22 protein-coding genes are annotated in these 21,690 nt (G+C 56.5%); 7 read left to right on the top strand and 15 right to left on the bottom strand.

Annotated features, from left to right (window positions below):
• Window positions 1-115: 115 nt before the first annotated feature.
• The 4 genes from ABOK31_RS24360 to ABOK31_RS24345 all read left to right on the top strand — a co-directional run bounded on the left by ABOK31_RS24360 (window position 116) and on the right by ABOK31_RS24345 (window position 4,501).
• The gene (locus tag ABOK31_RS24360) at window positions 116-922 is read left to right on the top strand and encodes a transporter substrate-binding domain-containing protein (RefSeq protein ID WP_113349759.1); all 807 of its coding nucleotides are present in this window, start codon (window positions 116-118) and stop codon (window positions 920-922) included.
• A 599-nt stretch (window positions 923-1,521) separates the two neighbouring features.
• Window positions 1,522-3,471 carry a TadE/TadG family type IV pilus assembly protein gene (locus tag ABOK31_RS24355; RefSeq protein ID WP_349959218.1) on the top strand — a complete coding sequence of 650 codons (1,950 nt, stop codon included), beginning with the start codon at window positions 1,522-1,524 and terminating at the stop codon, window positions 3,469-3,471.
• Entirely contained in the window at window positions 3,468-4,067 is a 600-nt protein-coding gene (locus tag ABOK31_RS24350) for a TadE/TadG family type IV pilus assembly protein (RefSeq protein WP_349959217.1), read from the top strand. The genes ABOK31_RS24355 and ABOK31_RS24350 overlap by 4 nt, the downstream gene beginning before the upstream one ends.
• Window positions 4,064-4,501: a TadE family protein gene (locus ABOK31_RS24345; protein WP_349959216.1), complete on the top strand. Its 438-nt coding sequence runs from the start codon at window positions 4,064-4,066 to the stop codon at window positions 4,499-4,501. Before ABOK31_RS24350 ends, ABOK31_RS24345 begins: the two co-directional genes overlap by 4 nt.
• A 1,005-nt stretch (window positions 4,502-5,506) precedes the next feature.
• Here the strand turns inward: ABOK31_RS24345 and ABOK31_RS24340 are convergent.
• From ABOK31_RS24340 to ABOK31_RS24275, 14 genes are all read right to left on the bottom strand, one after another.
• Window positions 5,507-5,962: a hypothetical protein gene (locus ABOK31_RS24340; RefSeq protein ID WP_349959214.1), complete on the bottom strand. Its 456-nt coding sequence runs from the start codon at window positions 5,960-5,962 to the stop codon at window positions 5,507-5,509.
• A 32-nt stretch (window positions 5,963-5,994) separates the two neighbouring features.
• Window positions 5,995-7,521 carry a tyrosinase family protein gene (locus ABOK31_RS24335; RefSeq protein WP_349959213.1) on the bottom strand — a complete coding sequence of 509 codons (1,527 nt, stop codon included), beginning with the start codon at window positions 7,519-7,521 and terminating at the stop codon, window positions 5,995-5,997.
• 40 nt (window positions 7,522-7,561) lie between these two features.
• Entirely contained in the window at window positions 7,562-9,502 is a 1,941-nt protein-coding gene (locus ABOK31_RS24330; protein WP_349959211.1) for a multicopper oxidase domain-containing protein, read from the bottom strand.
• 313 nt (window positions 9,503-9,815) lie between these two features.
• Entirely contained in the window at window positions 9,816-10,241 is a 426-nt protein-coding gene (locus ABOK31_RS24325; RefSeq protein ID WP_174182313.1) for a hypothetical protein, read from the bottom strand.
• Window positions 10,242-10,387: 146 nt separating this feature from the next.
• Complete coding sequence (locus ABOK31_RS24320) at window positions 10,388-10,624, bottom strand: hypothetical protein (RefSeq protein WP_174182312.1); 237 nt, start codon at window positions 10,622-10,624, stop codon at window positions 10,388-10,390.
• A gap of 82 nt (window positions 10,625-10,706) precedes the next feature.
• Window positions 10,707-11,381, bottom strand: coding sequence for a GntR family transcriptional regulator (locus ABOK31_RS24315; RefSeq protein ID WP_349961276.1), 675 nt, complete (start codon window positions 11,379-11,381; stop codon window positions 10,707-10,709).
• 167 nt (window positions 11,382-11,548) lie between these two features.
• A complete protein-coding gene (locus ABOK31_RS24310; protein WP_174182311.1) occupies window positions 11,549-11,971 on the bottom strand; it encodes a Rid family hydrolase in 423 nt (140 codons plus the stop codon).
• Window positions 11,972-12,017: 46 nt separating this feature from the next.
• The gene (locus ABOK31_RS24305) at window positions 12,018-12,779 is read right to left on the bottom strand and encodes an SDR family oxidoreductase (protein ID WP_349959208.1); all 762 of its coding nucleotides are present in this window, start codon (window positions 12,777-12,779) and stop codon (window positions 12,018-12,020) included.
• Window positions 12,780-12,814: 35 nt separating this feature from the next.
• Window positions 12,815-13,570 (bottom strand): amino acid ABC transporter ATP-binding protein, encoded by a 756-nt coding sequence (locus tag ABOK31_RS24300; protein WP_174182308.1) that lies wholly within the window; start codon window positions 13,568-13,570, stop codon window positions 12,815-12,817.
• Entirely contained in the window at window positions 13,567-14,223 is a 657-nt protein-coding gene (locus tag ABOK31_RS24295) for an amino acid ABC transporter permease (protein WP_349959206.1), read from the bottom strand. Before ABOK31_RS24295 ends, ABOK31_RS24300 begins: the two co-directional genes overlap by 4 nt.
• A gap of 2 nt (window positions 14,224-14,225) precedes the next feature.
• Window positions 14,226-14,888, bottom strand: a complete 663-nt coding sequence (locus ABOK31_RS24290) for an amino acid ABC transporter permease (RefSeq protein ID WP_174182304.1) — start codon at window positions 14,886-14,888, stop codon at window positions 14,226-14,228.
• Window positions 14,889-14,941: 53 nt separating this feature from the next.
• Window positions 14,942-15,769 carry a transporter substrate-binding domain-containing protein gene (locus ABOK31_RS24285; protein WP_349959204.1) on the bottom strand — a complete coding sequence of 276 codons (828 nt, stop codon included), beginning with the start codon at window positions 15,767-15,769 and terminating at the stop codon, window positions 14,942-14,944.
• 68 nt (window positions 15,770-15,837) lie between these two features.
• On the bottom strand, window positions 15,838-16,929 hold the full coding sequence (locus ABOK31_RS24280; protein WP_174182300.1) for an LLM class flavin-dependent oxidoreductase: 1,092 nt from the start codon (window positions 16,927-16,929) through the stop codon (window positions 15,838-15,840).
• A 56-nt stretch (window positions 16,930-16,985) separates the two neighbouring features.
• Window positions 16,986-17,489 carry a flavin reductase family protein gene (locus ABOK31_RS24275; RefSeq protein ID WP_174182297.1) on the bottom strand — a complete coding sequence of 168 codons (504 nt, stop codon included), beginning with the start codon at window positions 17,487-17,489 and terminating at the stop codon, window positions 16,986-16,988.
• Window positions 17,490-17,875: 386 nt separating this feature from the next.
• On the opposite strand from ABOK31_RS24275, the gene ABOK31_RS24270 reads away from it, so the two are divergent.
• Together ABOK31_RS24270 and ABOK31_RS24265 are read left to right on the top strand one after the other, a co-directional pair.
• Window positions 17,876-18,802: an SMP-30/gluconolactonase/LRE family protein gene (locus ABOK31_RS24270; protein ID WP_349959201.1), complete on the top strand. Its 927-nt coding sequence runs from the start codon at window positions 17,876-17,878 to the stop codon at window positions 18,800-18,802.
• 54 nt (window positions 18,803-18,856) lie between these two features.
• Entirely contained in the window at window positions 18,857-19,612 is a 756-nt protein-coding gene (locus ABOK31_RS24265; RefSeq protein WP_349959199.1) for an SDR family oxidoreductase, read from the top strand.
• Window positions 19,613-19,826: 214 nt separating this feature from the next.
• Here ABOK31_RS24265 and ABOK31_RS24260 read toward each other — a convergent pair whose 3' ends face one another.
• A complete protein-coding gene (locus ABOK31_RS24260) occupies window positions 19,827-20,744 on the bottom strand; it encodes an AraC family transcriptional regulator (RefSeq protein WP_349959198.1) in 918 nt (305 codons plus the stop codon).
• A 282-nt stretch (window positions 20,745-21,026) separates the two neighbouring features.
• Between ABOK31_RS24260 and ABOK31_RS24255 the strand changes: the two genes are divergently transcribed.
• The gene (locus ABOK31_RS24255; RefSeq protein WP_349959197.1) at window positions 21,027-21,668 is read left to right on the top strand and encodes an HD domain-containing protein; all 642 of its coding nucleotides are present in this window, start codon (window positions 21,027-21,029) and stop codon (window positions 21,666-21,668) included.
• The last annotated feature ends 22 nt before the right edge of the window (window positions 21,669-21,690 follow it).

The raw sequence follows: 21,690 nt of genomic DNA, 5'->3' as shown, positions 1-21,690 counted from the left end.
GTCATCATCAAAACAAAACTACGGCTACATCAGTGCTAACAAAGAAGCGTTCACGTAGAATTAAAAGCAACTGCGCATTATAGCGAGATCGGTTACCCACTAAGGATACTCTACAATGCTGCAGCTATCCGTTCAGACAATATTGCGCAGGGCGTCAGCAGGTATTGGTATAGGCCTCGTTTTGGTCGCGACCCTGCCATTTCCGACGGCGGCGCAAGAGCGTATGTCGATGAGAATTGCTGTCGAGGGCGCGTTTCCGCCGTTTAACTACCTCGACGCAAACAACAAGCTGCAGGGTTTCGACATTGATATCGCCAATGCTATCTGCAAGGTTGGCCAACTCGAATGCCAATTCGTCGTCGAGAAGTGGGATGACATGATTCCAGATCTCGTCGCCGGAAAATATGACGCGATCATCTCATCCATGTCGATGAGCGACGAGCGGCGCCAGAAGGTTGCCTTTACGGAACGATATTACAATAGTCCGTCGGTGTTCATCGTACGAAAAGACTCGCCGATCAAAGATGTGAGCCCAGCGGCCCTTACGGGCAAGAACCTTGGGGTGACATCGTCAACAGCGCAGCAATCCTTTGCCCAACATCTGTATCCGCAAACGCATGAGACGGTCTTTCGATCTTCACCAGAATTGTACAAGGGACTGTCGGACGGAAGCGTTGACATTATTTTGGAAGATAAACTTGCCATCTATGACTGGATCGCAAACACAAAGGCGGGAAGCTGCTGCGAGTTCCGAGGACCTGATCTGGTTGATGCGACATATTTTGGCGATGGTTCCGGAATCGCTGTGCGGTTGGATGACAGCAAACGCCTTTCACGCTTGAATGCAGCGTTGCAGTCCATCAAGGCGGATGGGACCTATGACATGATCAACGCAAAATATTTTCCGTTCAGCATTGAATAGCTTCGCAGGCAAATTAAGGCGCAGCTATCTGCGCCGCTCCTGCCAAAATCCATCCGAACTAAGATGCGATCTGCTTGCTTTCGCGTCCATCATCCGCGGGCAAAAGATGTCCAGCGGCTGGGTGGTTGATGAACGCAGGTAACCTCAAGGTCGGATTTTCAAGTACCGCACGACGGTCTGTCTCTGCTCTGAAAACGATCAGCTATTCAAACAGTCGCTATCCGAATTTGGCAGGCCTTATCCAGTTCCCGCACAATAATAAGTCATACTTTTAGGCGTTAAGAATCCCTTGAGGATCCCGCCGGCTTATTGCCCGTGCGAAGATGAACTTCGCGCCGCAGCAAGGTCGTCCCTTCATTTCGCGTGGGCATCAACGACCTTTCGGCGTGTCCGTGAGATGACCTCGCTTCCACCTTCCAAAACGCTTGATTTCGTAAACCGATCGCATGTCCAGAAGGAACTGAGCGGACAGATATCAATCCATATTCTTCGTGAGGCTCCTTCGCTGTCGATCTCGATATTCGTTATCGCCTCGACCGCTGAGAAGGACCTCAGCTGCAAGCGCAATATTTGAGATTTGATTTTTTTGAGGAATAACTTTGATCCAATTCATCCGATTGGCTCTCTGGCATGGACGTGCGCTCGGCGAGGACCGGCGGGGCAGCATTGCCATCATGAGTGCCCTTTGCCTGCCCCTCGTCCTGGGATTCGCAGCTCTGTCTATCGAGTACGGATACGGGCTGCTTGTGCGGGACGAAAATCAGCGGGCTGCAGACCTTGCCTCCTATGCCGGAGCACTTGCCTATAGCAACACGAATTCTGAAGATCAGATGAGAGAAGCAGCCCTTCGCGTCATTAAACTCAATGGTATCGACACGGCAAACGCTACGGTCTCGCTGACAACGTCTCCGAAAGACGCACGCAATCAGGCCGTCCATGTGGGGGTCACCACAACGAATACGCTTTTCCTGGCGCCTATTCTGGGCGCCAGCTCCAAGCTGGACATCGCGACTGAAGCCTATTCCTCATTGGGCACAGCCCAAAACGGCTGCATTATAGCCCTCGACAAATCATCAACTGGCGTGACCTTATCCGGTGGCGTCCAGGTTAACGCCGGCAATTGTTACGTTGCCTCCAACAGTAATCTGGTGGCTCCCTGTGGTACGAACATCACCGCCAAAAGCGCTACATATGACGAGGGTTCTTCCCAACCCTGCCCTTGGTCTGCCAACATCCTGCGCACGGACGGGAGTCAGGCGCCTGTCACACAGCAATATACCAGCGATCCCCTGAGCGGCAATGCCGGCATAAGCGCATTGATCAACCGCTTCGACACCATCCGTAGCGCGTCGTGGCCGAGCAAGGCGACAGTCGGCACCAGCCCGGATGTCGAATTTGGCGGTAATTCCTCACCGGTAGACACCGCATCCGCCATTCAGGCAATAGGATGCACCTATGATCCAGCCAACTATAATCAGTACTGGACCACCAAGTGGGACATCACCTGTTCGGGCTCGAAAATCAGTATCGGCTCCCTGCTCGTGCACGGGAACATCCAAGTCAACTTCAACATCGCCGGCGGCAAAAACATCATCTACAGCTTCTCCGGCAAGATTCAGAACGACTTCGGCACGAAACTCGTCTTTGGCGATGGCATCTTCAGAGTTGCCAAGGGGGTCTACGGAGCCGATCTGACCTTTGGTGCTGGCACGTTCCATTTTGGAATGGGTGATCAGGTTTGCGGGGACGGCCGGTATAGTTTGTGCAGTTCCGGCAAAGTCCTCATCGGCGGCCCCAGCACGTTTATCTTGAACGCTGGCTTTTATACGGGCGCCGGTGCGACGTTGAAATTGGGCGCCGGGACAGCCAACAGCTACACGATCGGCAAATCCAGCAGCAACAACGGCATCGGGCTCGACGGAGGATCAATCACCTATCTGGCGGACGCAACGACGGGAACGGGCGGGTTCCGCGTCAACGGCAACATCAACGGCGGCGGCGGCGGCAGTTGCATTACAATTCCCGCCAGCGCGCAGCATGACATATCCGGCAATGTCAACCTTGCGGGCGGAGCAAGGTTGGGAGCCGGCATCTATACGATCGACGGATATTTCTCCGCAAATACCGGCGGCGCAAGCTGCGGCGATCCCATAGCCATTTCCGGAAAAGATGTGACACTCGTAGTTTCCGGCATTACCACGCCATCCGACTGGGAATGCGGTGGAAAGGCCTTCTGCCTGACTGGCGGAAACGCGATCAGCCTCACGGCACCGCAATCCGGAAACAATGCGAACCTCGCTGTCATCGGCCCTCAATCTTCCGCCAACATCGCCGGGGCGGAAATAACGTCCGGTGGCATAGGTACGATCTCAGGAGCCTTCTATTTTCCGAACGGCAAGATCGATTTCGGAGGCGGCGGCTCGCTCAGCAACGCGCCAGGCGGATGTCTTCAACTGATTGGCGCCAGTATTTCCCTGTCAGGCGGTTCTCAGGCCATGTCCGAATGCACCCTGTCGACGGGTAGCGGAAAGGTGGCCCTGGTCCAATGAAGTTGCCTCCATTTTCTCTCCGAAAGCTCAGACGATCGATCTCCCGTCACTCCAATATCTTGGGCCAGGATGAGCGTGGCAACGCCGCGGTCGAATTCGCCGTGCTTGCCCCGCTCTTCATCTTTATCATGGCGGTCAGTTTTGACATGGGCAGCCTGATTTTCGCTCGCTTCCAGTTGGAAGCCGCGATCTCGAACAGTGCCAGCTACGCGCTGGTTCACGCCGATCAAGCTGATGGTCTCAACGACAGCCTGTTGGCCAAGAGCATCGCCCTGATGATCGCCGGGCAGTACCCGTCGGCCGGCGCCAGTGCTTCAATCGCGATCAACGATGGCGTGCAGGCCAACTTCGACGGAGCCACCATCAGGATTGATGGCACTCCCGCTTCGACGGGCGCCTGCTATTGTCCAAGCGGATCGGCCGCCTCCTTCGTTTGGGGATCCCAGCAAACCTGCAGCTCGTCGTGCCCCGATGGAGCGAACGCGGGCAAATATGTGGTGATCTCTGCCAAGCAGACCTACGCTCCGCTGTTTTCTGGCTACAATATCGTCAACGACGGCTATATTTACGCAAGCGCTGTGGTGCAACTCAAATGATCCACCGCTTAGAAAAACTCTGGCGTTCACGCGAGGGAGCCAGTGCCGTAGAATTTGCCTTGGTCATGCCGCTGTTTCTGCTGATGCTGTTTGGCATCATAGAATTCGGCCGGCTGTTCTGGACAAGCCACGCCCTTCACGAAACAGCAATCGCGACAGCCCGTTGCATGGGTATTCCGCAAATCGAATGCGAGGACGGAAGTGCCTACAGCGCTTCCAAAACAGTCACGTTCGCCCAGATGAAGGCAGCCGGTTGGGCAGTCCCTCTTGATGCGACGTCGATTTCTCTGGACAATGCCGCGAGTTGCTATGGCCTGGAGGGCTTTTCGCAGGTAACGCTTACCTATAAGTTTGCAACATTGCTGCCGGAGCTTTTAACGTCCCTGGCAGGCGGTACGGATTTGACCACTCAGGCATGCTACGCAAACCAGTGAACAAAAGAGGCATCTCAAGTCTCAGCTTCCCCTTGAGACCCAAGTCTTGAACAGGGTTTCGGTGCGAAACCATCGCGAGGGACAGAAACGGCACATGGTGCAGGCCAGACGTCTCCGATAGACTAAGACGGCAACGGCCCTTATCCATCAGGATTGCCGGTCGGAAGGCTCAACCGCCTTGTCATCCACGTTTGACAAGCTGCTTGATCCCGTAGCCATACCGTTCCACATGCCACCTCCCTTTCTGGAAGGTTTGACACTCCAGTCGGATGCGGTGAACGGCGAATTCATTACTTTCGATAGGTTTGCCGCCGCTTTAAGCAGATAGTCTCGATCTTCGGTCATTTGATTTGCCATACGATATTGGTTGAGAAAATGCGCGATAACCTGCGATAGGCAAAAATGCGGTCAGTCAACGCAATGCAAAGCAGGCTCATGCGCGCATCCGCGTTTGGTCGCTATCAGGGGCGTAGCGACACCCTTACTCCGAAAATCAACGTATGCACGTCGCAGATCATGCTCATCCGTCAAGCCTTCGCAAAAATCGTGAATAATGGAGACGGCAAGAGCCTGACGTTCCTGCTTCGTCAGAACTCGCTTCTGGGCGCAGGCATGATAGAAGACTCGTTGACAGAGATCGATGCTCTCTCTGTTTGTAAGTGCACCTGTACGAATAGCATGGCTTCTGAACATTTTTGGTCGATCCGCTACATTGCGAAGATAGATCCTGAGCTATGGCCCAGACCTTGCGTGGGGCTCGCATCCAGGCACATCAGAAGTTCATCTTGCGAACCGAATATCCATTTTGCGCAATGATTTGCATGTACCCCGCTGCGGCGCGGACCAGCCGACGAATATTGCAAGCCTGACCGCTCCGCTTCTTGCCATGGTCTCATCACTCGATTTCGTCCGCATGCCGGCCCATAGCAGCTTGACCGCTAGCGGTCAGCGAACCATTCAAAAAGAGGAGAATCCCTATTAAGCGCCGAGCGGTGGCAAACCCCGCTATTCGATGCCTGCGCTACCGATCGTGATACTGGCACCCGCCCCATCGCCCGTTTGAGGCTCGAGAGCAATTTCGACTGTTTGCGGTTGCCGGCAACTCGGTTCGTCGGGCAGCGGAAAGCCGAACCGCTGAGGGTTGCTTCCGTGCGACACGGAGAATGCGTCGTTCGGGAAAATGCCAAAACGGCCGATTTCCCGCAGCGCCTCGCCGCAGCGCACAGAAACAACTATCGTGACAGGCCCCGATTTCGACGGTTCGTATGCGTTGACGGTCATGATAATTCGTTTGCCGCCATCGACCGGAGCGTGCTCCGCCACGCCCGCGATGGCTATCGTTACCGGCTTGCCGACCGTCGCCTGCATGTCGCTCCCACTGGCTTGGACCGGGCCACCGATGCGCAGCATCGTGAACGCCATCGCGCAAATAGCGATCAGCCCCCAACGATGATAGCGCATCGATGTCTCCACAACTCTGCCCGGTCCGAATGTTAGGCGGACACTATGGCTATTTCTAGCTTCGCGGGTTTCACCGTGCCGGGTTTGGCCGCCCCCGCTCCGACTGGAACGAATTGAAGGTCGATGGCCTCGCCATCCGCCTGCCCTCTTGCACCATAAACCCGCTGGATGGCGTCCGTGAGGTCGAGGACGAAGGATGGCAACGGGTGATGGCCGCCACCATGATGATCGCCGTTATGTCCAAGCACGGCGAAAGAGCCGACATAATGCGGATCGGTGACCGGCGTATCGGCCCTCAGTTCGTTCTTGCCGAGGAAAACATGAACGCTCGTCGTACTTGCGCTGGTGATTTCGACATCCCGAAGAAACGCCAGGACACGAGGAGCGGAAGCCGCCTGCTCCTGTGCAGCCCCAAAGTCCATGGTATCCATGCCGGAGGGCAGCGGCGGCTGGCTGATGATATCCTGCAGAGCGCCCGTCGGGATCTTGACCGCCAGCGAAAGCGGATCATTTTCCGTTGCCGCCTTGCTGTTGTCCGTCGAGGTGGTCGTCACGCCGGCGATTGCGGCGTCGGTTGCCGTCGCCGCTATCACGGAGGTGAGCTTATCGTTGAGGGCCAGGGTCTTGGCGCTCGCCGCCGCCACCTTGAAATAGTTTCGGAAACCATAGGTGTATCCGAGTTCCTCTGGAACATAGAGTTCGGAGACTTTCGGGGACCAGAACTGACCGTCGACATTGTAGAAATTGTCGGTGAATTGCATATCGGTCCAGAGCCGGTCCGCGCTGTTGACGTGGCGCAGATTCCAAGTCGCCCAGATGCGGTCGATGTTGCCGTGATGCATGAAGAAGATCGGATCGCGAGGCGACGACCATGTCGGCATGAAGCCGCCGATGTTGTTATGCACCTGGTTGTGCGGCGTGTATTCCAGGGTGCCCTGCGTACCGGTGCTGGTGATGACCCAAGAGGGATCGAGTGAGTTCTGCCCGGCGGGGCGGGTGGAACCGAAAACCTCGTATGGCGTCGCCGTCAGGATGGTATTGAGAACCCCCGGCCCGACGATATTGTCCGGCATCGGTTGCTTGATCGGCCAGGTGCGCGACGACACGTAAAGAGGGTTGTCCTTGCCGTCGGGCGTCTTTTGCATGGTGAACACTTCGGGCAGGTAAGGATTGGCGGTCCAATCCCAGAACGGCATGGCGAAATCGTTGTTCTTGGTTACATGCCGGACAATGCGTTCATACATCGCCGTATAGGCTCTGTGCCACGGTAGGAAATACCAATTGCCATGCGGGCAATATTTGACTCCGGCATCACTGCCGTGGATTTCCGAGAGCTTGATCCAGTTGAACTTCTCGCTGGTGGGCATGGCCTTGAGGATACGCACCGCATCGCGATAGGTGGCCACGATCGGATCGTTCCAGGCCAATCCCTGAAGAGAACGCCGCCAGGGAACCGGCGGTATCTGGGCGAACGCCTTCATGCCCGGCAATCCGCTGGCGAGCAGGCCCGCCCCGATAACACCGCCCTGAACAATGACAGATCTGCGTGTGATGCTCATCTTACTCTCCCTTGGGTTCAAAGACTGTTCGTGGCTGGGATCAATGTTGCATGGAGGCCGGCTGCTGACCGTCGGTCGGGCGCAGCAGCCGTGCACAATTCGCTCCGCCGCCGCCATTGGGCAGTTCGATGCAGACATTCTGCATCATCCCCTGATCTTCATGATCCAGGATGTGGCAATGCAGGACATATTCGCCGATGAAGCGCTGATATCGGGTGCGGATCTTGATCTTGTACGTCGACGAGGCAAGCTTTGCGGGGAAATCGGCAGGATTGCTGATCAGGCTCTTCACCCAGAGCGTATCCTTCCACACACCCTTCAGGCCGGGATATTGCGGATCGACGGTCCCGCCGGCCCGATCGATTCCTCCCGGCGCGCTGACGTCGACGCCGTTCGGATCGAGGATTTCCACGATCTGGAAAGGATTGACGTGAATGTGGAACGGATGGCCGACGAAGGCCGATTGCAGAGTCCATTCCTCGACGCCACCCAGCGGCAAGGCACGATCGACATAATTGGGATCATACGAGCGCGGCTTGAATGTCGCCGGATCGAAATTCTTCGGGTCGAAGGATTTGTTGCCGACCTCGAACTTCGCGACATTGCCGCTCAGGTCGATGAAGAAGACCAGTTCCTGCGTCCCGGTGATTTCGTCGTCGGTGACGTCCGGGTGCGGCACGAAGCGGGTCAGCTTGAGGCCGTCTTTGAGATCGGCGATGACGGCGGCCCTCACATCGGTGGGCATCGTACGCTGTGCAGCCGCGACGAGCGTATCAGTCAGGGCCGCATCGATATTGCGGACCGGCGTTCCAGCCGTGACCGACACGGTGGCAAGCAGTTGCCGGTCCTGATCGGCGCGCGTCACGCTCGCGGTGCCGGGCAACGGCTCGTTGACGACACAATAATCGCCTGCCGTCGGGAACATGACGAGTGCATCAAAGCGATATCCCGGCTGCAGCGTCGCGGTTTGCGTGGAACGGGCAACCGCCGTCGTCAACCCATCCGCCGCAACGATATGATATGGGATAGCCTCCCCGGCGCAATTCTGCCTGATGTAATCGGCTGCCGCTTCAGCCGTAGTCGCCCGATAAGCAGGCGCGCCGACACGGAGCGGACGGAAGGCGACGGTGATGGTTTCACGCACACCACCGTGAATCATTCGCCAACGTTCAACCTGCCCGGTCTTCGACTGGAAGCGAGGCTGGACCAGCCCGTTGATGGTCGTATAACGCCCGGACTCTCCCCAGGTGCCAGGTCCGAATTGGTCGTAGTTGCGCACCTCGCCTACATCCCCCGGATCGCAGATCCAGGCAACGACCTTGCCGTCCACCACCCGCGTCTTGATCTGGCCTTTCGCATCGAAGCAGGCATATTGAATCTGCTGGAAAACGAGCAACTGCTCTTGCATTGGCTTGCCGTCGGCGTTCTTCAACAGGGTATCGAGATCGCCATTGGCATTCTGTGTCGGCGGGCGATTGCCGCGCACTATCAGAGCGCCGGCCATGCCGCTGGATACCTGAAGTGCGGTCGAGCCGTGCCGGTGCGAGTGATACCAGAAGGTACCGGCGGGATGCTCGTCTGGCAGATCGTAGAAATAGGTGAAGCTCTTGCCGGGATTGATCGAGATCAGGACGTTGTCGCTGTTGCCGGTCGGGCTGACCCAAAGGCCATGAGAGTGCAGGTTCGTGCCGTTGAAGCAGTGCGGCTGATTGGCGTCGCCATGCCCGGCACAGCTGCCATCATCGGGAAGCTCGTTGTGGAGCGCGACCGTGATCCTCTCGCCGGGCGCGGCCTCGATGACCGGCGCGACATAAGGTGCGTTCGGATTGACACCAGCGCCGGTATAACCACGAAGCCTGACCTTGTCGACGCGGCCGGTCGCCGGATTGTAGATCCCGTTTTCGACAAACTTCACGGTCAGGTCGAGCTGCCTGCGGCCCGAGGTCGTCACCGCCGCCTGCGATTTTTTGAACCGGCTCATCGGCGCCGCGCCAGGCCGGGTTTCCTCCAAGACCGGAGGGTTGGAAAAAAGCGGTTCCGCCTGTTGACCGAAAGCCGGCATCGATAGGCTGCATGCCGCAAGGGCCACCGATATCGCCAAGCCATTTCGCCAAATAGTCCCACTCACCATCCTGTTCACCGACATCGCGTGCCTCCCCTATATCGGTCGAATCCCCAGAATTCGTGGCGCCAAGTCGCCGCGACAATGCCTTCATCCTGCTCCCTCGCCCCCGTTAAGACGGGCACGGCGAATGAGCCGGTGACGTCAATACTCAAATGAAATGGCTTCGCGATCAGGCCTGCCTGACGGCTATGAACGAAGCGACATAGCCGGCTGGAGAGCCGTTATGCGGCTTCGCGCGAATGACCGAGCCGACAAAGGCTGGAACCTGATTGATACCGCTCGGCCAGGTAAAGGCATCGGTGCCGTGATAATCATATTGCCAACCCGCGGTTGGTGTTCCCGACCGCCCGACACCCACCATCTTGACAGCAATTCTTGCCTCTCCGCCCTCGACCGGCACCACGGTTCCAGTGAGATCAAGAAAGTAGCCCGAGCCCATATCCAGTGCGCCGCTCACCTTGCCGCCGGAGACGGCAAGCGTAAACACGCCCTCGCCGAAGATATTCTGAAGCGCCTTTTGCGCATTGTCTCCAATGAGCGCTGGATCATTACGATAGCTTCTGTAAGTCCAGCGTCCCTGCAACGAAAAAGTCATGCGGCACCCCCAATTGCCTATGATGACGTTCCTGTCAGTGCATTAAGACACGCTCTCGCGCGTCCTTTCCGGTGCCATAAAGCAGCACGAAAAAGGAGAATTCATGTGAATTTTACAATTTCAGAGGGTATATAAAAGCAATTACATTAGCAATACATCATATTAAAATAATATGTTTTATTTACCGCGATGGCCGGAGCTGCAGCAGGAGGCAAGCCAATCGGAAATACGATTCCGCCGGCGAACCGCACAGATGGATGACGCTTGTTATCGACGCTCTCACGGAGCTTCTTTGTCAAAACCTTGCCGCCGGATAAGTCATCAGCCAGTGCCATATCCACTATGCCATTGATGAGATTTGAACCATCGACCAGCAATTTCAATGCCGCGGCGACCTAACGATGATATGGAATTTTCTCAACCGTAAGCTGATCATGCAAAACAGATATCATCCAAACGACGGCCTCATATCGCCTTGCTCGCGCCATCGGAGTTCCCGCGCTCGATGATCGAGAGATAACGTTCCGCCGCCTTAGCAAATTTGGCCTGCCAGATGGCATGCGCTTCACGAAGGTTTCGGTCACGAATGGCCTCGAACAGCTTCATGACATAACTCTCCGCATCACCCCTGCGATCCGTATAGACAACGCCCAGGAGATTGTTGAACCGGCGAACATCGCCGGTCAGTTCGGAGAAATAGCGTATCGTCCTCTGAAGACCGGTTGCATCGATAATTGCCTGTTGGAATTCGAGATCGTTGTGAACGGTCTCTTCCTGGCTTTCCAGTTCGGCCAAGCGGACGGCGTTGTTTGCCAGCTTTTCCAGGCGCTTCAGATCCGTGACGGACAATCGGTCCTCGGTCGCCATGAGATAATCGAGGGCAAGCTTTCCAAGCGCAACGCGAATATTATAGACTTCCGTTACGCTATCGGCCTCCACCGCGCTGACAGAAGCGCCCTTGTTGCGCTTGAGTTCGACGAAACCCTCGCGGGCAAGCAGCCTCAGTGCTTCGCGGACCGGATGACGTGAAACGTCAAGCATGTCCGTCAATTGCTGCTCGATTAGGCGGTCTCCGGGTTTGAAATGACCCTCTATGATGGCTTTGCGAATCTGCTCTGCAGCAAACTGCGTCGCCTCCATTGTGCTCATAGGAGTGATGACTGGATTTGAACCGGTTCTAGCCATGATGCCCTCGCTTCAATTGCAGAGCGTCATAATGTATCGGCTTGCTTTTGTCGATTATATACAAAAGATGAGACAAATTACGGGCCTGCGCTGTTCGGATGAGAAGGCGCGAGCCCGTAAAATCATAATGAGATCGAGATTTGCCTGGCCGGTTGGGCTCCCGCGCCCCGATAGGCCGTGATTTCGATTTCAAACAGATATTCCGGGCCGCCGAGCGGGCCGCAGCTCACGCAGCTTGCCGGATCGATGCCGCGAAACTTCTCGCCCATATAGGCCATGACATCAGCAACGTCTTCCTGCCGCGGAATGAAAATCCGCCGCCGGACGACGTCGGCGAGCGAGGCGCCAACGGCCTCAAGCGCGCCCTCGACGTTTTTCATCGCTTGCCTGGCCTGTTCGACTGCCGTGTCTGGCATTGCCCGGGTCTTGTAATCGCGTCCTGCGGTCAACGACATGAAAATCCAGTCCCCGACCGCCACGATGCGGGAGTAACCCTCCTTGTCCTCTAAAATGCTGCCCGACTTGACCTTTACGATTTCCGTCACTGAAGATTTCCTCACTTGAATTCGGTAGAGTTCCGGGAACGAATGCTTAGATCGAGATACCGCCGTCGATCGCGATTGTCTGACCTGTCGTCATCTTCGCGGCAAAGCCGAGATAGACGATGAGTTCGGCGACTTCGGCCGGAGTCGCGAGCCGTTTCATCGGCGTTGCGGCAATCGTCGCCTGACGGCGCTCCTCAGACCATTCGATGCCCCACGAACTGTCGACTGCGCCCGGCGCAACCGAATTTACCCGCACGTCAGGCGCAAGCGAACGGGCAAGGTTCTTCGTCAGGTTGATGACAGCTGCTTTCGAGCCGCTATAGGCGATAGTGCTCGCAACGGCGCCGAGCCCGGCGATGGAAGCCGTGTTGACGATCGACCCCTGCGCTTCTTTCAAAGCCGGTGCGGCCGCCTTGGAGCAGCGGAAGACGCTCATGAAATTCACGTTCAAAAGATTTGCCCACAGCTCTTCGGTAATCGAGTCCAGATCGGTGATCGGAATAGGATGGCGAACTCCGGGCGTCCCTGCATTGTTGACGAGGAGATCGAGACGGCCGAGATCGGCGATCGCCTTCAACACCATGTCCTTCGCACTCTCGGCATTGCCGACGTCGCCGGGCGCCGCGACAACCTTGAACCTTTCTTTTTGCAAGGCTTCGATTGCTGCCGGTCCACGCGGATCATCGGGAAGAAAGTTGATTGCAACCATCGCACCGCTGCTGGCGATGAGGCGTGCTGCTTCCAGGCCGATACCGGATGCCCCGCCCGTAATGAGGGCTGTACGTCCGGAAAGGTCGAACGAGATCATTTGAATGCTCCTTTGTGTTTAGCTTGGCGCGAGGGCTACGCGGCCGACATCTTGCAGCCGCCGGCCGGCCGCTTCTCGCGGCGCAGAAACTTCTGAGTCTGTTCCATCTGAGGATCGTCAATGACCTGTTCGGCCGTGCCGAGTTCACAGACCTCCCCCTGGTGCAGGAATGCGACGCGATCGGCCGATTCTCGCGCGAAGTTGATGTCGTGCGTGACGACCACCATGGTCATGCCTTCCGACTTGAGCAGGCGCATCGTTTCCAGAACCTCACCGACGAGTTCAGGATCAAGCGCCGACGTCACTTCGTCGAAAAGCATGTAAGAGGGCTCCATTGCGAGCGCACGTGCGATGGCAAGGCGCTGCTGCTGACCACCGGACATGCGCGACGGAAGGCTGTCCGACTTATCGCCCAGGCCCACATGCTGAAGGTGCTTAAGCGCGAGCGCTCTTGCTTCCTTGCGGCTGCGCTTCGCAACGACTCTTGGAGCCAATGCGACGTTTTCCAGAGCCGTCAAATGAGGGAATGCGTTGTATTGCTGGAAAACAATGCCCAGCTTGCGACGCAGCTTATTGATGTTGGTCTTCGGGTCATGGACGCTCACTCCATCAACAACAATCTCACCGCCCTGTATCGGCTCAAGTCCATTGATGCACTGCAACAGCGTCGATTTCCCTGAGCCGCTGGCACCGATTAGGCAAAGTAGCTCGCCCTTGCTGACGTCAAGGCTTATTCCTTTAAGTACGGTCAGCGGCCCAAAAGTCTTTCGCACGTTCCTGATTTCGATCATACGACGATCCTTCCTTCGAGGCGGCGGCTGTATCGCGACACCGGGTAGCAGATAATGAAATAGAAAAGTCCCGCTCCGATCAGAAGCAACCAGGTCTCGTGTGTCCTGGTGATGAGTATCTGGGTCGAGCGCATATACTCGACATAGCCGACAACACCCGCCAGTGCGCTGTCCTTGATCAGGCTGAGAACAAGCCCAATCCATGGGGTAAGGGCCGTCCTGAACGCCAACGGCATCGAAATGTATAGCAGCTCCTGGAGACCATTCATTCCCAGCGAACGAGCGCTCCTGCGATACTGAATGGGAACCGAAAGAAGGCCCGCACGGACCACCTCGGCAGTTACCGCCGACATCCAGGCACCAAGTGCAATGGTACCGAACCAGAAGGGCGATGCTCCAAAGCCCAGGATCGACAGAAAGCTGTTAGCCAATATCAATTGGATAATCATCGGCACGCTACGGAGGATGTCGATGTATGGAGCCGTGGCAATCCTCGCGGTTAAGGACACCGCACGTAACCAGCCGAGGACGATACCCCCAAGAGTGCCGACAACGGTTGCTGCAGCGGCGAGCCGGATGGTGTTGAACACCCCCTCGGCCAAGAAATAGGCATCCGACCATACAAGGCCTTGATTTGCAAAAGAGAACTGCACGCTCAGCTCCTATAGATAAGCCGAAAGGCCAGTTGCGATGAAATCTGCAGCGCCTTGGCGATGAGGTAGTAGATCAGCGCAGTGACCAAAAAGAACTCGAACGTCCGGAAGGAGGTTGATTGCGCGTACTGCGTGGCGCCTGAAAGCTCCTGCAGTCCGACCAGCATACCCAGCGACGTGTTCAACATGCCCCAGATGCCTTGCGTGACATAGGCGGGAAAAATGACCTTAAACATCTGCGGAAAGATCACATGAATGAAGCTCTGGGGGCTGGTCATGCCCAGCGAGCGTGAAGCGGAAAGTTGCTGTCTTGGGATCGCGACCAGCCCGCCCCTGAAGATTTCCGTCATATAGCCGGCATTGTTGAAGGATACCGAGATCAGGAGGGCGGCGTAGCTGGGAATATTGATGTGGAAGGCGCCCAGTCCGAAATAGAAAAGATAGAGCTGGAAGACCGCCGGCGTGTTACGCGACAGCTCCACCCATCCGGTCGAGAAGCGGTAGGCCCATCCCTCGCCATGTTGGCGCGCCACGGCCATGGGCATCGCGATTACCGTGCCGATAACGAAGGCGAGGATGGTGATCTGAATGGTTACCCAAGCACCGGCCAAAAGAAGCGGAAGCGCATCCCAGACGATGGACCAATAGAACTGATAGCCGTTCATGCAATCACTCCATGCGAGTGCCGGCAAGATAGCCTGCCGGCACGGACGCTATGTTAAAAGTTGATGCCTTGAGACGTCAGTGGCGGAAGTGGCCCATTGCCATAGTACTTATGGTAGACTTCTGCCCAGCGACCGCTCGCGACCTGATTAAAAACGAACACACGCGCCCAGTTGAGGAACTGCTGGTCGTCGCGGCGTACAGCGATCGAACCGAAATCGGCGAGAGGCGCTATTCCCGAAGCAACGAATTCGGGGAACTGGCCGCTTTCCGACAGCGCTTTGAACACACCAGCGGAGATCAGAATGGCATCGATCTTGCCCTGCTGCAAAGCGAGATAGCTCTCGGCATCGCTGGCATAACCGGTATAGGTGGCACCAGAGCCCTGCCAACCTTTCGCGAGCTCTTCTTTGAAAAGCTGCTCCGGCGTGGTGCCGACAACACCGCCGAGCTTCTTGGATGCAAGATCGGAATATTGGGTGATACCCGTGTCCTTGCGTGTCACCACGGTCATGATGTTGTTTGTGTAGGGCTGGGTAAAGGCTACCGTCAGCGCGCGCGCCGGTGTCGGTGTCGTGGAGGCGATCAAGACATCGATGCGGTTCGAAACGAGAGCCGGGATACGATCCGGCGAAGGCGTCTCAACGATTTCCGGCTCCGCACCAAGTGCCTTTGCCATATCCTTACAGTAGGTAACGTCATAACCGTCAGGCTGGTTGTTCTGATCGCGATAACCAGCGGGTGGGCTGTCGAGCATGATGCCGCAGCGCAGCTTCTTGCTGTTGACGATATTGTCGAGTGCCGATTGCGCATGCGAAGGACCGGCAAAGGCCAGTGTCGCAAGACCGAGACTCGCAAGAATGAGGCTGAATTTTGCTTTCATCGTAGTTCCCCTTGTTTTTAGGTTATGCTGTCATGATCGCGGTCGGGCTTTATACCCGTACGCATTCTTTAGCTGGCCTTTCTCTGCTGGCTTGCTTCGTGGCCAATCGATCCGATAGGACCGAGCTCCTTCTCGATCAGCGGCACGACTTCCTTTTTGAACCGCATGATCGAATTGTGCGCCTTTTCAATCGGCATGCATCCGAAGGAAAAGTTGCACGTGTAGTTGGTGGGATTAAGCCGCTTGATATCGGCGATCATCTTTTCCGCAACCATATGCGGGTCGCCGACCACCATGTTGTCGGCGTATTGATCGAGCGTATATTCGCCATCATAGGGTTCGTCGCGGATGTAACCCTTGTCGTCGACCGGCAGCTCGGCCTGTCGAAGATGGTGAGCCATGCGACCGACATAGCGGGCACGCTCGCCGACAGCGAGCGCTTCGCTGCGGCTGTCGGTGATGTTGACATATTGCATGATCGCCAGCGGCTTCTTCAGCGGGTTCTCGCCGATGGATTCCCATGCCTTGTTGAGCCCGTCTCCCATTTTGTACAATACGGGCGAACCCAGGGTACTTGCCGCAATGAAAGGCGTCGCATTCCATTTCTTGAACCTGTCGAGCAGCTTGGGATGCGACGTCGTTACGAAGATCGGCGGCAGCGGTTTTTGTTGCGTGCTGACCGCGAAACTCGTCTTGGGAACGCTGAAAAACCTGCCCTGATATTCGACCTCGCCGTCGACCAATGCCTTCTCGATGACGTCCCAATATTCGAGGAAGACGTCGACCTTGTCTTCGATGGCGGCGCCGTAGCGGTCGAATTCATATTGCTGGTAGCCGGTTCCCATGCCAACGACCAGGCGTCCCTCTGTCTGCGTATCGGCAACCGCGATCTCCTGGGCAACGCGCAGCGGATTGTAGAGCGGCAGCACGATGACACCCGGCCCAAGCTTGATCTTCTTTGTCCAGCCAGCCGCGTAGGAGCACATCATCAGCGGTGACGGCGAGCTGGAATAGTTGGCGAAGTGGTGCTCGGCAAACCAGGCGATGTCGAAGTCCAACTCCTCGGCGGTCTGGACCATCTTCTTCGTATCGCGCATGACGCCGACGGCACCATCGGGATGGTCGCGCAAGGTCATAAGGCTGAACAAGCCGAGTTGCATGTCATTCTCCTAAAAACATTTCTGGGGCGCCAGAGCGCCAATGGCTCTGCGACCGTTCAAGCCGCATTCGAAAGAGGGATCGGAGCGCCGATCGCGTAGAGGCCATCCTGATAGATCAGTGGCGAAACCTCGGCAGCGAAGCGCGAATTGCTCACCCTGCCGATGATGATGTCGTGCGTTGAATAGCTGTAGGCCCTATCGATCTCGCAGAAGAGATTGGCCTGGGCATCGGCGAGATAAGGAATTCCGCCCTCAAGCTCCCAGCCGCCATCGAGGAAACGCTCGCTTGCGGGAACACCGCCGCTGAAACGCCGTGAGATTTCGACCTGCGAAGCCTGCAGAAGATTGATGCAGTAGCGCTTTTCCTTGTGCAGCGGGGCCAGCACCGAAGCCTTCTGATTGATGCATACGAGGATAGAAAGGGGCGAAAAGCATAGCGACGTCACCGAAGTCACGGTGATGCCATGCCGTACCCCCTCGTTCTGACAGGAGATGACGCAAACGGTGGCCGCGAGGCGTCGCATGGATTGGCGGAAGTTTTCTTCATTCTGGTCGCGCATTGGATGCTCCCATTCAAGTGCATTTAAGTTTGCAGATTATCTACAATCCGTCAACACACGAATCCGCGATGAGGGAAGATTGTCAATAACCACATGAATTGGTTTGAAAAATTACGCCACCTACGATCCGGTGCAGGCAATTTCAAATCACCAAGACCAACATTTAGACCCATGTACGGCATCGCAGACCCAGTTCTCGTAACAGGGGGATGAAGCTTCGTTGTCTCCTTCCAACTGCTGCGTTACGACGATGGCCCCAAGCTTTTTCGCGACAGGTCGCTTCGCATGGCTTGCAGATTGTAGATAATCTGCATTATGCTTTGCGGAAGATACTCAGGGAGAGCGACGAGGCAGTCAGCCATTTGCGAGGAGCCTGGGAGGGGCAGATGTTTTCCGACGCTTTTGAAATTCATGACGACCGTTTTCGAGGCCTGATCCTTCCGAACGTTCATGTCGAGAAGCTGTGGACCGGCGGTCGATGGCTCGAGGGGCCGGTTTATTTCGCCGCAGGCCGTTACTTGCTCTTTTCGGACATACCCAATGATCGGCTTATGCGGTGGGATGAGACGGACAATTCCGTTTCGATATTCGAGAACCCCTGCGGATTTCAGAATGGACATACCATCGACCGCGAAGGCCGACTGATCGCATGCGAACACGGGGAGCGCCGCGTCTCACGCGTCGAGCATGACGGCTCCGTGACTGTCCTCGCATCGCACTACCAGGGCAAACGGTTGAATTCACCGAACGATGTCGTCGTAAAGTCCGATGGCTCCATCTGGTTCACGGACCCGACCTATGGCATCGACAGCGACTACGAAGGACATCGAAGCCCGTCGGAGATCGGCAGCTCCAATGTCTACCGCGTCGATCCCGCTGATGGCCACGTCTCGATCGTTGCGGACGATTTGGTCAAGCCCAACGGCCTTGCCTTCAATCACGATGAGACGAAGCTCTACATTGCCGACAGTGGCGCGACCCATAGCGCCGACGGCCCCAGACATATTCGCGAATTTGACGTCGCCCCGGACGGCAAGACGCTGGGTAACGACCGGATTCTCGCGGCCTGCAATCAGGGCATCTACGACGGCATGCGCCTCGATGAAAAAGGAAACATCTGGGTGAGCGCGGCCGACGGAGTGCATTGCCTGAGCAACGGAGGGGAATTGCTAGGCAAGATCCGCATCCCGGAAACGACCGCCAACGTCGTCTTCGGAGGCGCCAGGAAAAACCGCCTGTTCATCTGCGCTACCCAGAGCCTCTATGCCGTCTTCCTGCAAACCAGGGCGATGGCTCGCCCGGCGACGACATAGGCCGTCTCGATCGTGACCACCCAATCTGTAAGCTTCACTAAAGGAACCAAACAAATGAGCTCATCCTTCGCTGAACAAGTCGTCGTGGTTTCAGGCGCCGCCGGCGGCGTCGGCCGCGAGGTCGTGGTGAAACTATTGGAACAAGGCGCACGCATCTGCGCGACCGACATCACATCATCAGTGCAAGATCTCGAAAACCTCGCGCCGGGTTGCATCGTCGCCGTCGTGGCGGATGTTACACGATCGGATGATGTCGAACGAATTTTCAACCGGGCGGAACATGCTTTCGGCCCGGTCGATATCCTGATCAACAATGCAGGCTTCATCATCTCGAAATCAGTGCACGACACCAGCGAGGAGGAATGGGACAGCGTCATGAATGCGAATGCCAAGGCGTTCTTCCTGATGGCAAGACGAGCCCTCCCCGCCATGATCGAAAGGCAGTCCGGCTCGATCGTCGCGACCGGCTCGATCTCAAGCGTCGTGGGCCTCCCCGAACAAGCCGCATACTGCGCGGCCAAAGGCGCTCTGTTGCAGCTCGTTCGACAGATGGCAATCGACTATGCGCCGAAAGGTATTCGCGTCAACGCCGTGGGCGCCGGCTCCATCAACACGCCATTCCTGACACGATACCTCGAGGGATTGGAGGATCCGAAAGCCGGAGAAGCAGCCATCAAGAGCGCTCACCCCCTTGGACGCTGGGCAGAACCCAGCGAGATCGCCGATGTGATCGTCTATCTCGCAGGATCGAACGCATCATTTGTCACCGGACACATCCTCATGGCTGATGGGGGGTATAGCGCGCGGTGAGAGGTTAGCCATCAACTCGATAACAATGGAAAGAAACACCAAAGACTTGAATAGGTTACTTTTTGCTCTTGATGGAATTCGGAGCGGGGGGCGCATCATTCGCTCCTTGTAAGCCAACGATATCAGGCCGAGAATCATGATTTCCTGAAGGCACACGGGCTGAACCGGAACGAGGCTGGTGAGTTGCGGCCTTATAAGGCCTAGCGGGCTTGAATTATTCTGTTGCCCCCTGCCCGATGTGCCGCCGCCGGCGCCATTGGGCGGGACTGATACCCTCCAGCCTGAGGAAATGCCGGCCCAAATGACTTTGGTCGACGAACCCGCACGTGATGGCGATCCCGGCCAGGCTTTCGGTGGCTTGGGCCATCAGCGACTTCGCCAGTTCGATCCTCCTTCTTGTGATCCACTGATGAGGCGTCATGCCGAACGTGACCCTAAAGGCTCGCGCGAAATAGCTGGCGGAGATACCGCACTCCCGACCAAGCTCAGCAATTGAAAGGTCGTCAGCGAGATTTGCCTCGATATAGTCGCAAGCACGGCGGGCTTGCCACGGCGTCAGCCCACCCGTCGAGCTGGCGCCTCTTTGAATATTGCCATAAGTATAAATGACATGATCATGCAGCGCTAAAGCAATGTACTCCATAAATGCTGTGGTGACCGGCACTGAATTGAGTATGGCCGGCAATACAGTTAGAGCGAGGCGATAAAGGATGACATCATCTTGCCCGAGGCAACTGGCCCTGAGACCTCCGACTCGGGGAAGGCCTCTTTCATAGGCCATGCTATCGATGGTGGTTTGTGGCAGATGAATGCGTATGCTGTCATAACTCGTGTCCAGGCTGACTTCGTTTCTCGATGTTAGGTCAAATAAGTAGGCTTTTCCCGGATCCTGAATGACGGATTGTCGCCTGCCATCGATAGAGACGATCGGATAGCGTGCGGGCGCCAATGGGATATTGAAGACGAACGCCTCCTCGCGGGGAGATGGCACAGACAGGCCAAGCCGAGGCTCGAGGTTCTTGAAGTGCGAAAACGCAATTTCCGACGCGCCAGCAATCCGAGCAACCACAGTCGGAGGCAGCGGGATCTTGTATCCCTTTCTAATCGCCAAGGACACCCGATCGGCGAGCACGCGGACCTCCAATCTTGTCAATATTCCCTTGGAATTTTCCCGATCTCGCTCTCTGCGCATTGCCGCGCAAAGGAAATGCGAGCCACCAATCACGATCAAAAGCGATCTCGGTTGATTGATACCAATTCGGGCGCCTTCCTACCAGACCTCATCCCATCACATCTCTACCATTTAACGAGTGCAGGCCCCGAAACCATTAGGAGGACTGCAGGTCCCGAAAGAGGCGCCGCACAATAGACCACGACCAAGACGTCTGAACCGCCAACCGAGAGGTGACTGCGCATGTCGTTCAATGTCGAAGGTATTTCGATCCCTGACAGCAAGCTTGCACAGGAGATCACGGAACTGGTTCGCACCACGGCACCTCCGCTCCTCTTTCATCACTCGAGCCGCGTCTACTATTTCGGAGCACTCTCCGGCGTGAGGCGCGATCTGAAGTTTGATCGCGAACTCCTCTATGCCGGAGCGATGTTTCACGACATGGGGCTGCTGCATGAACACAGCAGTTCAGACAAGCGCTTCGAGGTCGACGGTGCCGATGTCGCCCGCGAGTTCCTCAAAGGCCGCGGCATCTCCAAAGCCGATATCGATCTGGTCTGGACCGCGATTGCGCTACACACGACGCTCGGTATTCCCGAGTTCATGCATCCGGTCGTCGCCCTTGTGACTGCCGGCGTCGAGATGGATGTTCTTGGTCTGACCTATCACGAATTTTCCGATGCCCAGCGCGAAGCGATCGTGAAGGCGCACCCTCGCACCATTCATTTCAAGGAGGACATCATCCAAGCCTTCTACGACGGTATCAAACACAAACCGGAAACGACCTTCGGCAACGTCAAAGCCGACGTCATCGCCGAGAAGGATCACAGTTTTCACCCTGGCAACTTCTGCACCGTCATTCGCCACTCGTCCTGGCAAAGCTGAGCCGCGATCAACGAGCTGTCGC

It is taken from the genome of Rhizobium sp. ZPR4 (assembly GCF_040215725.1).
Lineage (GTDB): Bacteria > Pseudomonadota > Alphaproteobacteria > Rhizobiales > Rhizobiaceae > Rhizobium > Rhizobium rhizogenes_D.
Note: the sequence above shows the minus strand (reverse complement) of the source record. Positions and strands in the feature narration are given on the sequence as shown.